13 protein-coding genes are annotated in these 15,569 nt (G+C 66.3%); 3 read left to right on the top strand and 10 right to left on the bottom strand.

Annotated elements, in window-relative coordinates; genetic code table 11:
* Positions 1–95 precede the first annotated feature (95 nt).
* Positions 96–1,034 carry a carbohydrate kinase family protein gene (locus J2S45_RS06415; protein ID WP_307634877.1) on the top strand — a complete coding sequence of 313 codons (939 nt, stop codon included), beginning with the start codon at positions 96–98 and terminating at the stop codon, positions 1,032–1,034.
* Here the strand turns inward: J2S45_RS06415 and J2S45_RS06410 are convergent.
* The 9 genes from J2S45_RS06410 to J2S45_RS06370 all read right to left on the bottom strand — a co-directional run bounded on the left by J2S45_RS06410 (position 1,024) and on the right by J2S45_RS06370 (position 12,109).
* Entirely contained in the window at positions 1,024–1,866 is an 843-nt protein-coding gene (locus J2S45_RS06410) for an anchored repeat-type ABC transporter permease subunit (protein ID WP_307634876.1), read from the bottom strand. The genes J2S45_RS06415 and J2S45_RS06410 overlap by 11 nt on opposite strands.
* Positions 1,863–2,582, bottom strand: a complete 720-nt coding sequence (locus J2S45_RS06405; RefSeq protein WP_307634875.1) for an anchored repeat-type ABC transporter ATP-binding subunit — start codon at positions 2,580–2,582, stop codon at positions 1,863–1,865. The genes J2S45_RS06410 and J2S45_RS06405 overlap by 4 nt, the downstream gene beginning before the upstream one ends.
* Complete coding sequence (locus tag J2S45_RS06400; protein WP_307634874.1) at positions 2,579–3,550, bottom strand: choice-of-anchor M domain-containing protein; 972 nt, start codon at positions 3,548–3,550, stop codon at positions 2,579–2,581. Before J2S45_RS06400 ends, J2S45_RS06405 begins: the two co-directional genes overlap by 4 nt.
* A gap of 2 nt (positions 3,551–3,552) precedes the next feature.
* Positions 3,553–5,082: an anchored repeat ABC transporter, substrate-binding protein gene (locus J2S45_RS06395; protein ID WP_296930820.1), complete on the bottom strand. Its 1,530-nt coding sequence runs from the start codon at positions 5,080–5,082 to the stop codon at positions 3,553–3,555.
* A complete protein-coding gene (locus J2S45_RS06390) occupies positions 5,051–8,326 on the bottom strand; it encodes a choice-of-anchor M domain-containing protein (RefSeq protein WP_307634873.1) in 3,276 nt (1,091 codons plus the stop codon). The genes J2S45_RS06395 and J2S45_RS06390 overlap by 32 nt, the downstream gene beginning before the upstream one ends.
* Positions 8,327–8,514: 188 nt before the next feature.
* Positions 8,515–9,129, bottom strand: coding sequence for a thymidine kinase (locus tag J2S45_RS06385; protein ID WP_307634872.1), 615 nt, complete (start codon positions 9,127–9,129; stop codon positions 8,515–8,517).
* Positions 9,130–9,361: 232 nt separating this feature from the next.
* On the bottom strand, positions 9,362–10,030 hold the full coding sequence (locus J2S45_RS06380; protein ID WP_307634871.1) for a metal-dependent transcriptional regulator: 669 nt from the start codon (positions 10,028–10,030) through the stop codon (positions 9,362–9,364).
* Positions 10,030–10,737, bottom strand: coding sequence for a purine-nucleoside phosphorylase (locus tag J2S45_RS06375; protein WP_307634870.1), 708 nt, complete (start codon positions 10,735–10,737; stop codon positions 10,030–10,032). Before J2S45_RS06375 ends, J2S45_RS06380 begins: the two co-directional genes overlap by 1 nt.
* Positions 10,738–10,807: 70 nt before the next feature.
* Positions 10,808–12,109 (bottom strand): AI-2E family transporter, encoded by a 1,302-nt coding sequence (locus J2S45_RS06370; protein ID WP_307634869.1) that lies wholly within the window; start codon positions 12,107–12,109, stop codon positions 10,808–10,810.
* Between the two features lie 111 nt (positions 12,110–12,220).
* Between J2S45_RS06370 and J2S45_RS06365 the strand changes: the two genes are divergently transcribed.
* The gene (locus J2S45_RS06365) at positions 12,221–12,982 is read left to right on the top strand and encodes an HAD-IIB family hydrolase (RefSeq protein WP_307634868.1); all 762 of its coding nucleotides are present in this window, start codon (positions 12,221–12,223) and stop codon (positions 12,980–12,982) included.
* Complete coding sequence (locus J2S45_RS06360) at positions 12,975–13,637, top strand: vitamin K epoxide reductase family protein (RefSeq protein ID WP_307634867.1); 663 nt, start codon at positions 12,975–12,977, stop codon at positions 13,635–13,637. Before J2S45_RS06365 ends, J2S45_RS06360 begins: the two co-directional genes overlap by 8 nt.
* 114 nt (positions 13,638–13,751) lie before the next feature.
* Here J2S45_RS06360 and J2S45_RS06355 read toward each other — a convergent pair whose 3' ends face one another.
* Positions 13,752–15,455: a gamma-glutamylcyclotransferase gene (locus tag J2S45_RS06355; RefSeq protein ID WP_307634866.1), complete on the bottom strand. Its 1,704-nt coding sequence runs from the start codon at positions 15,453–15,455 to the stop codon at positions 13,752–13,754.
* Positions 15,456–15,569 lie beyond the last annotated feature (114 nt).

Raw genomic sequence — 15,569 nt, 5'->3', positions numbered from 1 at the left:
CTGTCCTCGCTGAGTTTCCCCACCGGCCCACGAGACGTGGTTTTGTCCGCCGTGGCGGGCGGCACATCGCTAGACTTGAAGGTGCACACCGTTGAGTGAAAGAGGTAGTCATGGTTGCGCTGTGCCTGGGGGAAGCCCTCGTTGATTTGATCGAACGCGTCAGCGATCCGGGCAACGTGCTGGAGCGGGCAGGAGGCAGCCCCTTCAACGTGGCTTGCGGCTTGGCCCGCCTCGAGCACGAGACGATGCTGGGTAGCTGGTGGGCTAGGGACGCCCACGGCGCACTCATCGAGGAGGGCTTGGCCAACGCAGGCGTCGCGATCATGCCAGCTAGCGACGGCGCGAGCCGCACCACCACGGCACACGCCACCCTGGACGAGCACTCCAACGCCACCTACACCTTCGACATCGAATGGCGCCTGCCCGCCGGGGCGACCGATCAGCGCGCCGACCACATCCACGTGGGTAGCTTCGGAGCCACCGAGGAGCCGGGGGCGAGCGACGTGCGCGCGGTGCTGGAAGCCAACCCGCAGGCGAGCGTCTCCTACGACCCGAACGTCCGCCCGGCGATCATGGCCGAGCCGGCGGTGACCGTCCCGCTCATCGAGGACATTATCGCCCGCTCCACCGTGGTCAAGGCTTCGGATGAGGATGTGGCCTGGATGTATGGCGAGGGAGCCGAAACCGAGGAGGGCCTCGACGGGGTCCTCACCCGCTGGATGGAACTCGGCCCGCAGCTCGTGGTCGTCACCCGTGGCAAGGAGGGCGCGATGGGCAAGTGGGCCGGCGGTAAGGTAAGCGTCCCCACCTGGGGCACGGAGTGCGTGGACACCGTCGGCGCCGGCGATTCCTTCATGGCCGGCCTTATCTCGGGCCTGCTCGACGCCGGCCTGCTCGGTCGCGACCGGGCCCGGCTTGTCGAGGCAGAGGTCGACGTCGTGCGCGCGATCCTGGAGCGCGCCTCTAAGAACGCCGGGATCACCGTGGCCCATGCCGGGGCCTACGCCCCCACGCGCACCGAGCTCAACGCCTGAGCCGACGGGCTGGCCACGCCCGCAGCGCCCACACCAGCGCGAAGACGCCCGTCAGGATGAGGACGATCGCCGCGCCCGTGGGCAGGTCCCACACCCACGACGCCCAGATGCCGAAGAACGCTCCCGTCGCCCCGATGGCGGGCGCGATCAGCATCATGGGCAGGAGCCGGTCCGTGATGAGGCGGGCGGTCGCGGCTGGCGTGATCAGCAGGGCGAGCACCAGAATGTTGCCCACGATCTGCACGCTCATGACCACCGCGGCGGCGATCGTCAGATAGAGGACCACGTCGACGGCGCCGGTGCGGATCCCGAGCGAGGAAGCGTAGGCGCGGTCGAGAGAGACGATGACGAGTTTCTTGTGGGAGAGCGCCAGGGCGGCGAGGATTGCGGCCGCGCCGAACGCGATGGCGGTGAGATCCCCAGGCTGGACGCCGGTGAGCGAACCGAAGAGGATCGACTCCAGTGACCCCGTGTAGGTGGGGATGTGGGCCATGATGACCAGGCCGAGCGCGAAGGCGGCGGCGAAGAAGATCCCGATCACCGAATCCTCACCCACCTTCCTGTTCTGAGCGAAGGCAGCGATGAGGAGAGTGACGACGACGCCTGCTACCGCCCCGCCGAGCAGCACCGAGCCGCCGACGGCGAAGGCCAGCGCAATTCCAGGGAAGACGGCGTGGGAGAGCGCGTCGCCGATAAAACTCATCCCGCGCAGGACGGTGTGAACGCCGACGGCGCCGCAGATGATGGCCGACAAGATGGCCACCAGCATCGCCCGTTGGAGGAAGGCGAGCTGTGGGTTGGCGAGGTCGGCGAGGAAGTCGATAAGGCTCATGTCAGTCCAATGGTTCGAAGCAGGGCGGAGTTCCGGCGCACCGCAAAGGTCTCCATCCAGATCTGCGGATCACGTAGGTTGTCCGGGGTGTCGACGGCGCGGATCGTGCCCGCCAGCAACGCGATCCGGTCGGCCATCCCGACGGCCTGGGTGAGGTCGTGGGTGGACATGAGGATTGCCACCCCGGCCCTCGATAGCGAGGTGAACAGGTCGGTCAGGGAGTCCTGGGTGGGGTGGTCGAGGCCGGTGAACGGCTCATCTAGTAGGAGCACCCTCGGCCCGGGTGCGAGCGCACGGGCAATGAGCACGCGTTGCTTCTGCCCGCCGGAGAGCTCATCTAGCGTGCGCTCGCGAAGGTCGATCATCCCCACCATCTCCAGCGCGTCATAGACGGCCCGCCAATGCTCGGCCTTCGCCCACTGCCACGGGCGCATGCGCGCGAGGATGGAGGTCATGACCGTTTCCTGGACGGAGATCGGGTAGTTCCAGGCGATGTCGTGGCGCTGGGGCACATAGCCGGGAGCGCCGCTACGCTCGATCGTGCCGCGGGCGGTGGGGATGAGCCCCATGATGGCGCGCATGAGCGTGGTCTTGCCCGCGCCGTTCGGGCCGAGCAGCCCCATGATCTCGCCGGGTTCAACGGCGAGCGATACGTCCGTCAGGATCGTCCGGCCCGACAGGCACACGTCGACGTCGCGCAGGGTTAGGACGCTCACTTGTCCTCCAGCGCGCGAGACTGCGCGGCGCTTGTCCGCCGGCGAAGGACCACGAAGAAGACGACGGCTACGAGAGCGAGGGCCGCGATAGCGATGGCGACGACGCCGGTGGACGTCCCGTGTGCGCCCTGCTCGGTTGCCGCGGAGTCCGAGGTGGGGGTCTGCGTGGTCGCGGTGGCACCAGCTTCGCCCGTCGGAGTTGAATCCTGCGCGGGCTGGGCGGCGGCGATGGCCGCCCACGCGTCGTCGACGCTCGTGTCTGAGCCGACGGCGACGTTGACGTATGCCGTGGCGCCGACCGTCTTGCCGTCGTTGAGAGTTGCGGTATAGGAAAGCCGCACGCGGTGCACGCCCGGCTCGGTGAAAGCCCAGTTCACGTGCGTGTGCGTGTTGAGTTCCACGGAGATGGGCTGCGAGAGCGCCTTCGTCGAATCCCACAGCACCTCGGGGCCCTGGAAGTTGCCAGCCTGGACGAACGCGGTGAAGGTTCCCGGGCCCTCGTGCCCCTCGAATACGATGCTGACCGTGCCGTTGACCTGGTCGATCACCGCAGGATCCTGCGTGTTCCAGCCCAGCCAGGGCACGCCCGCGATCTCCTGTTGCGGAATCACCCAGGCCTGGGACCCGCCCACGAACTCGTATCCTTCGGGTACGTCGAGGCGGGCGGCGTCGGCGACGCGGTAGACGACGTCGTCGGTGCGGCGCCACGTGGGGGAGGCGGCGGTGTCGTCGCGGGCGAGGACCTGCCACTGGCCGTCGATGATGCGCGGGCCCATGTCCACGTGCCCGGCATCGATAACGGTGCGCTGTCCGGCGGGTGCGACGGCTTCGTCGGCGTCGACGCGCTGGGTAAGAGCGGGGTCGACGGCGGTGGAGCCGGTGGCGTCGTCGGTGGTGGCAAGCGCGGGCGTGGCCACGGCCGAAGCGGCGAGGGCGATCAGCGCGGTGAGTGCGGTCAGTCGTTTCATGTTCATCCTTCAAACTTCCATGCCGGATACGAGGTCGGATCCAGGCACGACTTCATGGTGGTGGTGTTGTCTACGACGAGGTCGATGTAGGTGGGGGCCTCCGGCGTGAGCGAATCGGAGGACAGGGAGCACACGGAGATACCCAGCCCGTCCGCGATCGACGTCAGCTCGCCCGCGCCCGAGCGCGTGGAGGCCTCGGTGAAGACGGCCGGCACGTGCAGGTCGCGTAGCGTGGCGGTGAGCAGGGCCAGCGCCCCGGCCGAAGGCTCGAGCGACGGGTTCGCGGAGGCGAAACCCGTGATGGTCAGGCCGTAGGCGTTAGCCAGATACCCGTAGGCGTCGTGGGCGGTGACGAGGCGCCGGTTTGCGCCCGGAATCGTCGCCAGCACCTGAGAGGCCCACGAGTCGAGTCGCTCGAGCTTGGCGATATATGCCGAGGCGTTGGCTGCGAAGACGTCGGCGTGTGCGGGGTCGACGGCGCTGAGCCGGTCGCGGATGACCTCCACATAGGCAATCGCGTTGGAAACGTCGAGCCACATGTGCGGGTCGATCTCGCCGTGGACGTGCTTGCCGATCACGGCCTGCGCGAGCACCCACGCGTCCTGACCGGCCTTGCCGAGGAAGCGCCACTGCGGGTCGGCCGGCACCTGCGTGCGGGTCGCGTGTGGAACCGCGACGACGACGTCGGCCGGTTGGCGTTCGAAACTGCGGCCCTTGTCCTCCCCGTGCAACGTCAGGTCGCCGCTGGCATAGAGGTCCACGTGGCCGGAAGTAAGAGCACTCGGCCCCGGATCGACGCCGACGGCGAACTCGATCGTCGCCTCGGTCGGGCCTGCGGGAGCCTCCATGTCGGCGTCGGGAACGGCCTCGATCGTGAGGCGGTAGCGGCCGGGCGCGGTGAAGCCCCAGGACATGTGGGTGTGCGAGCCGGCGGGAAGGGCGAGCTCGTCGCCATCCAGGCCATTGGAGCTGTCGAGCCAGATGGAGGGTTGGCCGAAGACGCCGGTGGTGAAGGCCGATATGTTACCCGGGCCCTCAAATGCGGTGGCGCGGAAGGTGACGGTTCCAGGGTCGGAGTAGCGGCCCGCGACCCGCAGCCCGAGCCAGACGGTGTCGAGCGCCTGATCCTCAACGAGCGGGATGTGGTAGCCACCGAAGGCCACCGACTCCTCCCCAAGCGCCACGTTTGGTGCCCCGTCAGGCAGGTTCGCCTCGACCATTGAGCGAATTGAGGCGTTCTCCAGCAGCAGCCCGTTAGAAAACGCGGCCTTCGCCCGAGTTACGTGACGCAGCATCGACAGCGGCGGCTCGTAGGTGTGGGGATCGGAGGAGGGCGGAACGAGGGAGACGACGTCGATGGCGTCGCCGGCCACGTTGCGCACCAAGTCGGCCACGACCGGGGTGGTGGCGACCACCCCGGCCGTTTCCTCTACGGGTGTGGCGCAGCCGGCCAGCGCGAGGCTGACCAGGAGAGCCAGGGAGCGGGCGAGCCCGCCCCGGTTACGCGTGGCGCCTGCGAACAACCAGTGCACCGCCGATGCCGATGAGAACGACGGCAAAGGCCGCCAAGGTGGACACTGTGGCGCCCGCGTGGCTGAGCGCGGTGGTCTGGCCGGCCGCCACGTTCTTGCCTTCCGCCTGGAGCTGGGCGATCTGCTCGGCCGAGAGCTGGCAGTCGGCGCCGGACGGCGTCTTGCCCACCCACTCGGTCTTGATGTACTTATCGCCCTTCTTCTCCACTCCTGCGGGAAGGCCGCTATCGCCGCTCGCGCCGCCGAACCAGCGCTCACCGACCACCTGGCCGAGGTTGCCCGAGGAGAAGACCGCGAGCTCACCTGGACCGGTGACGTTTGACAGCGACCACGTCACCGCGCCGGTGGTTCCGGAAACGATGGAGGGGTGCTGCGTGTTGGCGCCCACCCACGGCACGCCGGGGACGGAGGCCGAGGAGATCATCCAGATCTGCGAGCCCTGCGGAGCGATGAATTCCAGTCCCGCGGGGGCGGTGGCCTTCGAGGCGTCGCCCAGGCCGAAGACGAGCGAGCCCGGATCGACCCACTTCGCCGGCTGGGTGCGGTCATCCTTCACCTTGAGCATGAGCTTGTCGCCCTCGAGAACCGAACCGACGTCAAAATGGCCCGAGTTCGCGTTTCCAGAACCGCCCACGTTGAACGTGAGGGTGCCCGTGGCCTGCGCGCGCTTGCCGCTCTTGAGCTGTGCGGTCTGGGTGATCGTCACCTTGTAGGTGCCGGGCTTGGTGAATACCCAATTCGGATGGACGTGCGTGTTCGCCGCCACGGTGTAGGAGCCACCCGCGGCCTTCGCCTCCGGGCCCGAGACCTCGGTCTCGATCGGGGTGGGGATGCACTGCTCGACCTGCGCCTCGCCGCCGCCCGTGATCAGCTGCGGGACGGCCGGGCCGGTCCCGGTCGCGCCCGGCGTGCTCGGAACCGTCGGGGTTCCGGCGGGCTTCTTCGCCTCGGAGGGAGCCTTGCCCTCGGGCGACGGCGTCGCGTCCGGCGTCTTGTCGTCCTTCGGTTCGCCCTGGTTGGTGTCCGGCGCCGGCGCGCCCTGGTCGGCGCCCGCGTTCTTATCCTTGACCACGATGCGGATCTTGCCCGAATCGGAGGTGATGGCCGTGCCGTCCTTGTCGGTAGCGGCCACCTGAAGACCGAACTCGTACGTGCCCGGCTTGGTGAAGACCCAGTTGGCGTGCACGTGCGCCGGGAGCGTGTTGACGATCGTCGTCGTCTTGGAGGAGTCGAGCAGCAAGTCCTGCAATCCGCTCAGGCCGGATGTGAAGGCCCAGGCATGAGCGCCCTCGGGCGCCGATATCGGCGTGAGGGTCATGGTGGTGCCAGCCGGGAAGGTATCCGTGGGCAGGCGCTCGGTGGAGAAGCCCGGCCAGACCAGGCCCTTGACCTGCGACTGCGGCAGGATGTAGAGCGGCGTGCCGGATTTGCCGAGGAAGTCGTAGGTCTCATCGCCGAAGATGCGCTGGGAGCGCTCGCGCTTGGCGACCGTGGCCTCCAGCGTCACGGAGTCGGGATCGCGCACGACGCCGTGCTGTTCGATGGTGCGCGAATCGTCGCCGACGATGATGCGCAGCGAGCCGTCCGGCATGAGGATCGGACCGTAATCGATGTGGCCATCCTTGATCGTCACCTCGTCGGTGTTGATGGCCTCGGCCTTGCTCTCCTCGGCCTCACCGGTCGGCTGATCCGAGGGATCGGTGCCGGGGGTGGTGTCGGGCTTGTCGGGAGCCGGCGTCGTGTCGGGGTTCGGCTTCTCGGGGGTGTCCGGCTTTGGAGCGGGGGTGGAGCCTGACGCCGGCGCGAAGGTCGCGGAGTTGGTGAACTCGGGGCTACCTTCCACGTCGAGCGTGGTCCTGGCCGCCTCGTACTGGGTGGCCGGGGTCAGCTCCCAGTGGGCCTGGGTGGTGTCGCACCACTCGTCCACGAAGTTCTTGGAGACGCTCATCGACCGCGAGGAACGGGTGGAGGTGAAGTTGATCGGGCATTCCTCGGCGGCGGTGTTGACATCCGCACCGAACCCGCCGACCACGCCGAACTCGAGGTTCGGATCCTCCGGAGTTGCGGTGATCACGTAGTTCTCACCATCGAGCACGCTCGACATCGTCACCTTGGTGGAGGTAATCGGCGTCGGGGTGAGGTTCTTCGCCGGGACGTTCGCCTGCGTTGGGGTGGGGAACTGGCCGGCCTCCGACGTCGCCGCGGCCTGCGCACCCAGCTGGTAGGTAACCGGGGCGGTGATCCAGCGCGGGGCGGGAGAACCGGCGTCGGGAACGTAGACGGCCTGGAAGTTGGCCTGCTGCGAACCGATCATCTCGGTCCACGCCGCCGAGCCACCGGTGAGCGGCTGCTCAGCCAGGTAATACCCGTCGATGTAGAAGGCAACGTGGCCGGTGGCGGCTGGGTCGCCAGTATCGAAGGTGAGGGTGGTCATCGGCTCGTCACCACCAGCCGGCGCGAGCGTCAGCTTGGGCGCAAACGACTGGGAGGTGCCCGACTCCTGTGAGGCGTTGTAAGCGCCGACGACGTCGCCCAACGTGGCCTTGCGTGGATCCGAGCCGCCCACCTGCCACTGCATGTCCTGCGGGGTGGAGGCGACGAACTTGCCGGTCTCGGCGTCGCGGTAGGTGGTGCGGTAGGTGAGGTGGTAGGTGCCCGGCTTGGAGAACGTGGTGTTCAGGTGCGTGTGGGCTCCTGCGCCGAGCTGAAGGAAGCGGTAGTCATTCTGGTGGCTGGAGAGGTAACGCTCCTGCGGGTCATCCTCCTGGGCGTAGCGGAACATCTCCATCTTCCCGGGGCCGGAGAAGTCCACGAGCTCGAGCTGGAACATGCGGTCGCGGAACTTCTCCACGGGGATGCCCGCGTCCGAGCCGTAGCCGATCCACAGGTTCGTGGCGCCGCCGGTGGCGTTGATGGGGGAGCCCCAGTAGAACAGGTCGCCCGCCTCACCGAGGAAGCGGTACTTGGGATCCTCGCCGGCCGTGTAATAGAAGTACTGCTGGCCCTTCGCGTCGTAGCCCTGGTGTAGCCAGTGCAGTCCCTTCTCCAGCGGCGTGACCTGCTGGCCGGAGGCCTTGATCGTCAGGGCATTGTTTTCCCAAAACACCTTCGGGGAGTCGGTATGGCCCTGATCGAAGATTGCCTTGTCCTCTGACGGCGTGGCCGCGGCCGGAAGCATGAAGGATACGGCTAGCGCGGATGTTGTGAGGGCGGCAAGTCGCTTCGCCCAGCTCAGACGTGACAAGAAGGATCACCTACTTTCATATGAGAACGCTTATCAAGTTCAAGCGTAACGGGAATCGATATCAATATGAAAGCGGTTGGCGTGTGGCGTATTGCGCAGGTGTGGTGAGGTTAGGACATCGGCGGGTGCCGATTCGCAATCCGGGGCGCCGCTAACCCCGGGGTGTCGGAGCCGGATGGCGTCCGACGCTACTCGCGGTGACCGTCGATCGGGCCGACCAGCTTGAGGAAGCACTGCCCGCACAGGGCCATGTACTCCACCTCGGCACGGTTGTCGATCTCGATCTGGTCGCCGTGCAGCACGAACTTGCCATTGACTTTGCGGGCGTTGAAATTCGCCTTGCGCCGGCAGCCTGCCGCGCACATCGTCTTGAGCTCCTCGAGGGTGTGGGCTGTCTCGAGGAGCCGGGCGGATCCGGGAAAGACCTTGGTGAGAAAATCGGTGCGCAGGCCGTAGCAGAGCACCGGGATGTCGAGGGTGAGGGCGGCGTTGAGAAGCTGATCGACCTGGGCGGTGGTGAGGAACTGCGCCTCGTCCACGAGGATGCCACCCACAGTCTTTCCCTCGATCGAGGCGAGCCAATCCTTCGCGAGCGTGAAGAGATCGTCGTCCTCGGTCACCAGGTGGTCCACGAGTCGCTCGATCCCCATGCGCGTGTAGAGCGCAGCGCCGGCCTTGGAATCGAGGGCCGGCTTAAGGATAAGGATTTGCTGGTGGGACTCTTCGAAGTTGTGCGCGGCCATGAGAAGGCCGGCGGTCTTGCCCGAGTTCATCGTGCCGTAACGAAAATACAGTTTTGCCACTGCTCATCCCTTCGCGTGTTGCCCTCCAAGCATAGGGCATCGGCGGGCGATCAGAAATGTCGGAGGGGCGTGGGAGGCTGGTGACATGGAAGAAATCTACCGATACACCGGCTGGCCACGCCTCGGGTGGATCCTCACCCGAGGCCAGGCTCCACCCCTCGACGTCGACGTCTACCCGGCGTGGGCAGCCCTCACGTGGCGTGACCCTCAAACCTACCCGCCGTGGGCGGGGCTAGAGTTCTGGGATCGTCACGCGCACGCGCCGGGAGGCCGGATGGGGCAACGCTATGGACTGACCATCGAGGTCGATCGTGGTGAGCCCCAACACCGCGCTCTGTGAGGTCACCGTGGCACACGTGCCCGGTCGCACGCCGAGGTCGCCGAGGTAGACGAGAACGTCCGCGTCGTCGTCGTCCACCTGCTCGATGATGACCGGGGTCCCGTCCTCCACCTCGTGCAGGTGGAAGACGTCCATGGACGGCATCGAACCGTCGGGGCGAGGGATCGGATCCCCGTGCGGGTCACGGAGCGGGTGGCCGAGGAGGTCGTCAATCGCGTCGATGAAGCGGTCGGAGACGGCGTGTTCGAGCGCCTCGGCCTCCTCGTGCAAATCCTGCCAAGCGTAGCCGAGGTGGCTGTGCAGGTAGGTCTCGATGAGGCGGTGCTTACGCACCACCCGTAGCGCCTCGCGCCTACCCTCCTCGGTGAGGTAGATCGGGCCATAGCGCCGGTGAGTGACCAGCCCTTGGGAGCTGAGCTTCTTCACCGTCTCGGTGACGGTGGAAGGGCTGAGCCCCATACGGCGCGCGAGCTCGATCGGGACTACCTCGTCTCCGGACCATTCGGAGATGGACCAGATAGTCTTGAGGTAGTCCTCGGTCGAGGGGGAGAGTGCGTTCATCAGGACAGCGCCGCCGCCACCGCGAGGTTGAGCGCCTTGACGAACTTCGTCTCGCGTTCCTCCGGCGTCATGTCCTGGCCCGGAACGATCATATGATCCGAAATGGTCAGCACGGCCAGGGCCTCCTTGCCGTAGAGCGCGGCCAGGCCGTAAAGCGCGCCCGCCTCCATCTCGGCTCCGGCCGTGCCCACCTTGGACGCCGCCTGGTCAACCTCGGCGGGTACGTTGTAGAAGCGGTCGCGAGAAATGACCGGTGCCACGATCACGCCCGGGTCATCGCCTGCGGCGTCCGCCGCGGCCTTGACCAGGTTGAAGGAGGCGATGGCAGAGAAGTGAGTCTGGGGAATGAGGAAGGTGTTCATGACACCCTCGTAGTGGGCGCCGTTGGCGATCACCACGTCACCGACCTTCACATTCTTCGACAGGCCACCGGCCGTGCCCACGCGGATGATGCGCTTGACATCGAAGACGGAGAAAAGCTCGGAGGCGTAGATCCCCAGCGAGGGCTGACCCATGCCCGAGGCCATGATGGACAGCGGCTTGCCGTCGACCTCGCCCGTGTAGCCCTTGATGCCGCGCACATCCGAGACAACCCTGGCATCCGGCATGAGCATCTGAGCCATGCGCTCGGCGCGCTTAGGATCGCCCGGCATGAGGACGGCGGGAGCGAAGTCTCCCTTTTCTGCGTTGATGTGTGGTGTAGCCATGTTGTTCCTTAACTTTGGCGGAAGCTTACCTGAACCATTATGGCCGATCCGGCCGGTCTTGGCACTGAGTCTATCGCGCGCGCCGCGCGGCGCGCCGCTGCGCGCGCGCCTTCTTTGCCGCAATCTTGCGTTCCTTCGGCGAGAGGTGCTGGGCCACCTTCTCGTCGAAGCGCGCCCAGTGCTCGGCGGAAACCTCCGCAAAACTCCGCGGCGGGCCGCCGGGACGATCCTGCATCCGGTCGAGGTAGGGGTAGGTGTCGTGGCCGGCCAGATAGAGGACGGCGGTGTTGATCGCCGCCGCCATCGGCACGGCGAAGAGTGCGCCGATGATGCCCGCGATCGCCGATCCGCCCGCCACGATTAACACCACCGCTAGGGCGTGCATGTTGAGTGCATTGCCCTGAAGCACCGGCTGGAGCACGTTGCCCTCGATCTGCTGGACGAGGATCACGCCTGCGAGCATGAGCAACGCGAACCCGACAGACTGGGTGTTGACCAGCACGATCACCACGGCCAGGAAGCCGGAAAGGAAAGCGCCGACGATCGGGATGAAGGAGAAGAGGAAGACGACAACCGCGATGGGGAAGGCCAGGGAGATCGGCGTCTTGAGGATCATCGCCACGATGCCGATTCCCACGGCGTCGACGGCGGCAACGATCGCCTGCGTGCGGGTGTAATTGCCCACTGTCACCCAGGCGCGGATGCCGGCCTCGTTGACGCGGTCGTGCTGAGAGCGCGGGGTGGCGCGCACGATCCAGTGCCATAGGCGCCGGCCGTCCTTGAGGAAGAAGAACAGGGAGAAGAGCGACAGAATCGCGCCGGTGAGAAAGCCGGTTACGCTCGAGCCGATGGATGCCACCCCGCCCAGCAATGCGCCGGCGTTGTTCTGCAGAAGACTCTGCGCCTTCGACCAGCTGTCGTTGAGGGTTTCCTGGAGGTTGGGGAATTTCTCGACGAGCAGGTCGATGATGGTGGACACGCCCACCAGCACCTGGTCGGTCAGGTCCGACACGCCCGCGACGATTCCGGTTCCCGCGCCGACAAGCAGCCCAAGGATGACGACGACCAAGCCCAACACGCCGGCGGCGGCTGCGGCCGCGGGAGGCCAATTCCAACGCTTGCACAGCCAGGAGGTGACCGGTTCGAGGACCACGGCGATGAGGAGTGCCACCATGACGGCGATGAAAAGCAGGGAGAGCTTGTAGGCCACCCACCCAACGCCAATCAGCACGATCGCGACGACGATGATACGCCATGCCCAACCCGCGGCGGTTTCAAGTGCGGGAGATACCGAGGAGCGGTATCCGCGAACCTCGGCCGTCGATACATCGGGTTCGGATCCGGTGGTGGGAGTTGGCTTGAGATCTTTCATAGGCTACACAATATAGGGTGGAGGTTCATTTCTTCCAACGCGAAATAGTTGAAATTTGTTTCATCTCCCCGCCGTGAGAGAATGAACGCCGGACCGACAAGAAGGGAACCCATGTACTCACTTCTGGCCTTCGACCTCGATGACACCCTCGCGCCGTCAAAATCGCCCCTTCCGGGGCGCATGGCCCGCGCTTTGCGGAGCCTGCTTGACATTCACGACGTGTGCGTCATCTCCGGCGGCACCTTCGACCAGTTTCGTGGTCAGCTACTTGCCAACCTCGATGCCAGCGACGCCCAGCTCGCCCGCCTTCACCTCATGCCCACGTGCGGCACGCGCTACATGCGTTACGACGCCGGGCAGTGGCATCCCGTCTACGTGCGCGACCTGACGGTCGAGGAGCGCGACCGCGCGATGGCCGTACTCGAGGAGGAGGCTAAGCGGCTCGGCCTGTGGGAAAGCCAGGCGTGGGGAGACATCCTCGAAGACCGCGGATCGCAGATCACGTTCTCGGCGCTCGGTCAAGAGGCGCCCCTCGAGGCGAAGAAGGCATGGGACCCCACCGGGGAAAAGAAGGAGGCCCTGCGCGCCGCCGTCGCGCCGCGCCTACCCGGGCTCGAGGTGCGATCGGGCGGGTCGACGTCGGTGGACATCACCCGCAAAGGCGTGGACAAGGCTTACGGGATTGCCGAGCTTGAAAAGGAGACGGGGATCCCGATTTCGCAGATGCTGTTCGTGGGCGATCGCCTCGACGAGGGCGGCAACGACTACCCCGTCATCCGCCTCGGTATCGACACGCACGCCGTGGCCGATTGGCAGGACACCGCCACATTTGTTGAATCGTTTGTTTCTTTAGCTGAGGGTAATCATGAGTGAACTCGACATTGACGACATTGATCGCCGAATCGCCAGGTTTGAGGCGAGGGCCAGCGAGCACGAGCGCGCCGGCGGCGCCTCATTCGAGACCGCGCTGACCATCCTGATCACCGGCGCGCTCGGCCTGCTCTCCTCGGTCATGCTCATCCTGTCAGAGCTGACCTACTTCCAAAACCCGAATGCCAGCCTGATCTGTGACGTCAATCCGCTCATCGGCTGCTCGAAATATTTCGACGCCTGGCAGGGCCACCTCTTCTTCGGGATGCCCAATGCCATGTTCGGCGCGATGTTTTTTGCGGGCATCCTTGCTCTCGGGCTCGTGCTCGTCTCCGGCGGCACGCTGCACCGCTGGCTGTGGGTTGCCACGCTCGCCGGCGCCGGCGCCGGCATGGCGTGGGTGGTCTGGTTCGGCTACCAATCCTACGTGGTCAACCGCTCGCTGTGCCCATTCTGCCTGGGGGCTTGGATTGCCACGATCCCGCTCTTCGTGACCCTGCTGGCGCGCACAGCTCAAGCCGGACACCTGGGGGAGGGGGCCGAGGCCTTCGGCTCGGCGTTGGTGCGCAACCGCTGGATCGTTGTCGGCGTGATCTACCTTCTCCTCGTGGTGTTCACCGTCGTCTGGTTCTGGGATTCCTGGGCGCTTGTCTTCTAAAAGACCGGGCTCCTGGCTTGCGACGATCGGGTAGGCGGTAGGGCAACGCGTGAGGGCCTCCGGGATGCTTCCCGGAGGCCCTCACGCGTTGCCAGCTAGGCGGCGCTGTGGCGCTTAGCCGGTGGCCGACGTGGCGGTCGGCTCAGCGTCGAGGTCGGCGTCGTCAGCAGGCGCGCTGGTCTCGGAGCCGGAGGATCCCGCGCGGCCCTGCTCCTCGCCTTCGGACGTCGGTGCCCCGAGGGTCGGCTCGCCCTCGACCGTCGACTCCTCCGCGGGGGTCGTTTCACTCGTCTGACTGCTTGCAACGGGGTTCTTCGACCAGATGAGGATGGGGTCGCCGTCGTCGTTGACCCAGTACAGCTCGGCGATGTCACCCGAGAGGGTAAGCGTGCCGGTGGCGCTCACGCCGTCGTCCACGAATGCGATGAGCTGGTCGTTCGTGGCGGAGCAGAACTGCGCCGACTCGTCGAAGGGCGCGAACCAGTTGCCCTGCGAATCCACGGCCATGAAGCTCTCTGCCGGGACGGAAATGTAGCCCTGCTCGGTTGACTCCGGGGCTGTGGCGCTCAGATCAAGGTGGAGGAACTGGCCCTCAAGGCTACCGAGCTCAGAGTGACACGTGGTCAACTCGGTCGCGGCGTTGACCAACACATTCGACTCCGCGCCGGGTGAGTCCCACATGCCGCCGCCACCCATCGCGCTGCGCGCGGCGTACGCCCGAACCTGGTTAAACCAGTCGCCGTTGGTCACGCGGTAACCGTTTCGAACCACCCACTGCGCCTGGCGCGGGGAGGTCTCGTAAATCCAGACCGGTTCGCCGTCCGTCGTCGTGGCGGCGTTACGGAAGTAGCGCATCGTGTTGATGTCGCGACCGGGGTAGTAACCCTCGTAGATGTCCAAACGCGTGAGATTCGCCGACAGGGTCGAAGCCGGGAACTCCATGATCTGGCCCACGATCGGACGGCTCGTGGGACTCGGGATCGCCCACGGCCACGTGCCGTTGTGAGTGACCCACAGTGCGTAGTGCGCCACGGTGGCCCTCCTCTCGGAAAGCACGCGGCCACGAACCATGTGGTAGCCGCGGTCGCCCGTGCGTAGCGTGCCGTAAACGAAGGGCTGGCGAAGCATGCTCGGCCTAGGTGCCGGCGGGCCCGCGACGGTGGTCGTCTTCCACCTGCCCGGTAGCGTCATGTTCTGCCAGCCGTGGCCGATCTGGACGGCTTTGGACCACCAGCCACCGCCGAGGCTCGAGTAGCGAAAGAGTCGTCCATCCGCGCGCTGAGCGATGATGTCCGGCCGGCCGTCGCGGTTGAAGTCGCCTATCGAGGTGATGTTCTTGAAGTTTTCCCAGCCGTGGCCGATCACGCGCATCGCGTCGAAACCGCCCTCGCCGTCGCCCGGATAAAGAAGGAGGCGACCCGTGGGCACGTGGCGCCCGATGAGGTCCGGCACGCCGTCGCCCGTCAGATCGCCCGGCACGGCCATCATGTCGATCTGGCTCCAGCCCTGCCCAATCTGCCTTACGCGCCCCCAATCGCCGGCGCCCTCGGTGGGGTAGAGGAGGAGCCGGCCGTCCTTGTGGCGGGCGAGCAGATCGGGGCGACCGTCGCCGTCCCAGTCGTCGGCCGGGACGATGTCAGCCATGACGGCCCATCCGTTCCCAATCTGGTACCCGCCGCTGAGCGACGTGCCGTCCGAGTGGTAGATGCGTAGCAACCCGTCGGGGGAGCGGACGATGACGTCCCCGTAGTCGGCGCCGTTAAGTGAGGCAATTTGGATGCCGTAGTCGAAGCCGCCCCATCCGTGACCGACGTACATGCCGGGTGAGAGGTAGGTTGCGCCCCCCCGTAAGCGTAAAGATTGCTGTTGGTGTGACGCGCAAGCAGCGTGTCATGGTAGCCAGAGCGGATCGTGCTCGCCTCGGTGGGCGCC

The organism is Trueperella abortisuis, assembly GCF_030811095.1.
GTDB classification, from domain to species: Bacteria; Actinomycetota; Actinomycetes; order Actinomycetales; family Actinomycetaceae; genus Trueperella; species Trueperella abortisuis.
Note: the sequence above shows the minus strand (reverse complement) of the source record. Positions and strands in the feature narration are given on the sequence as shown.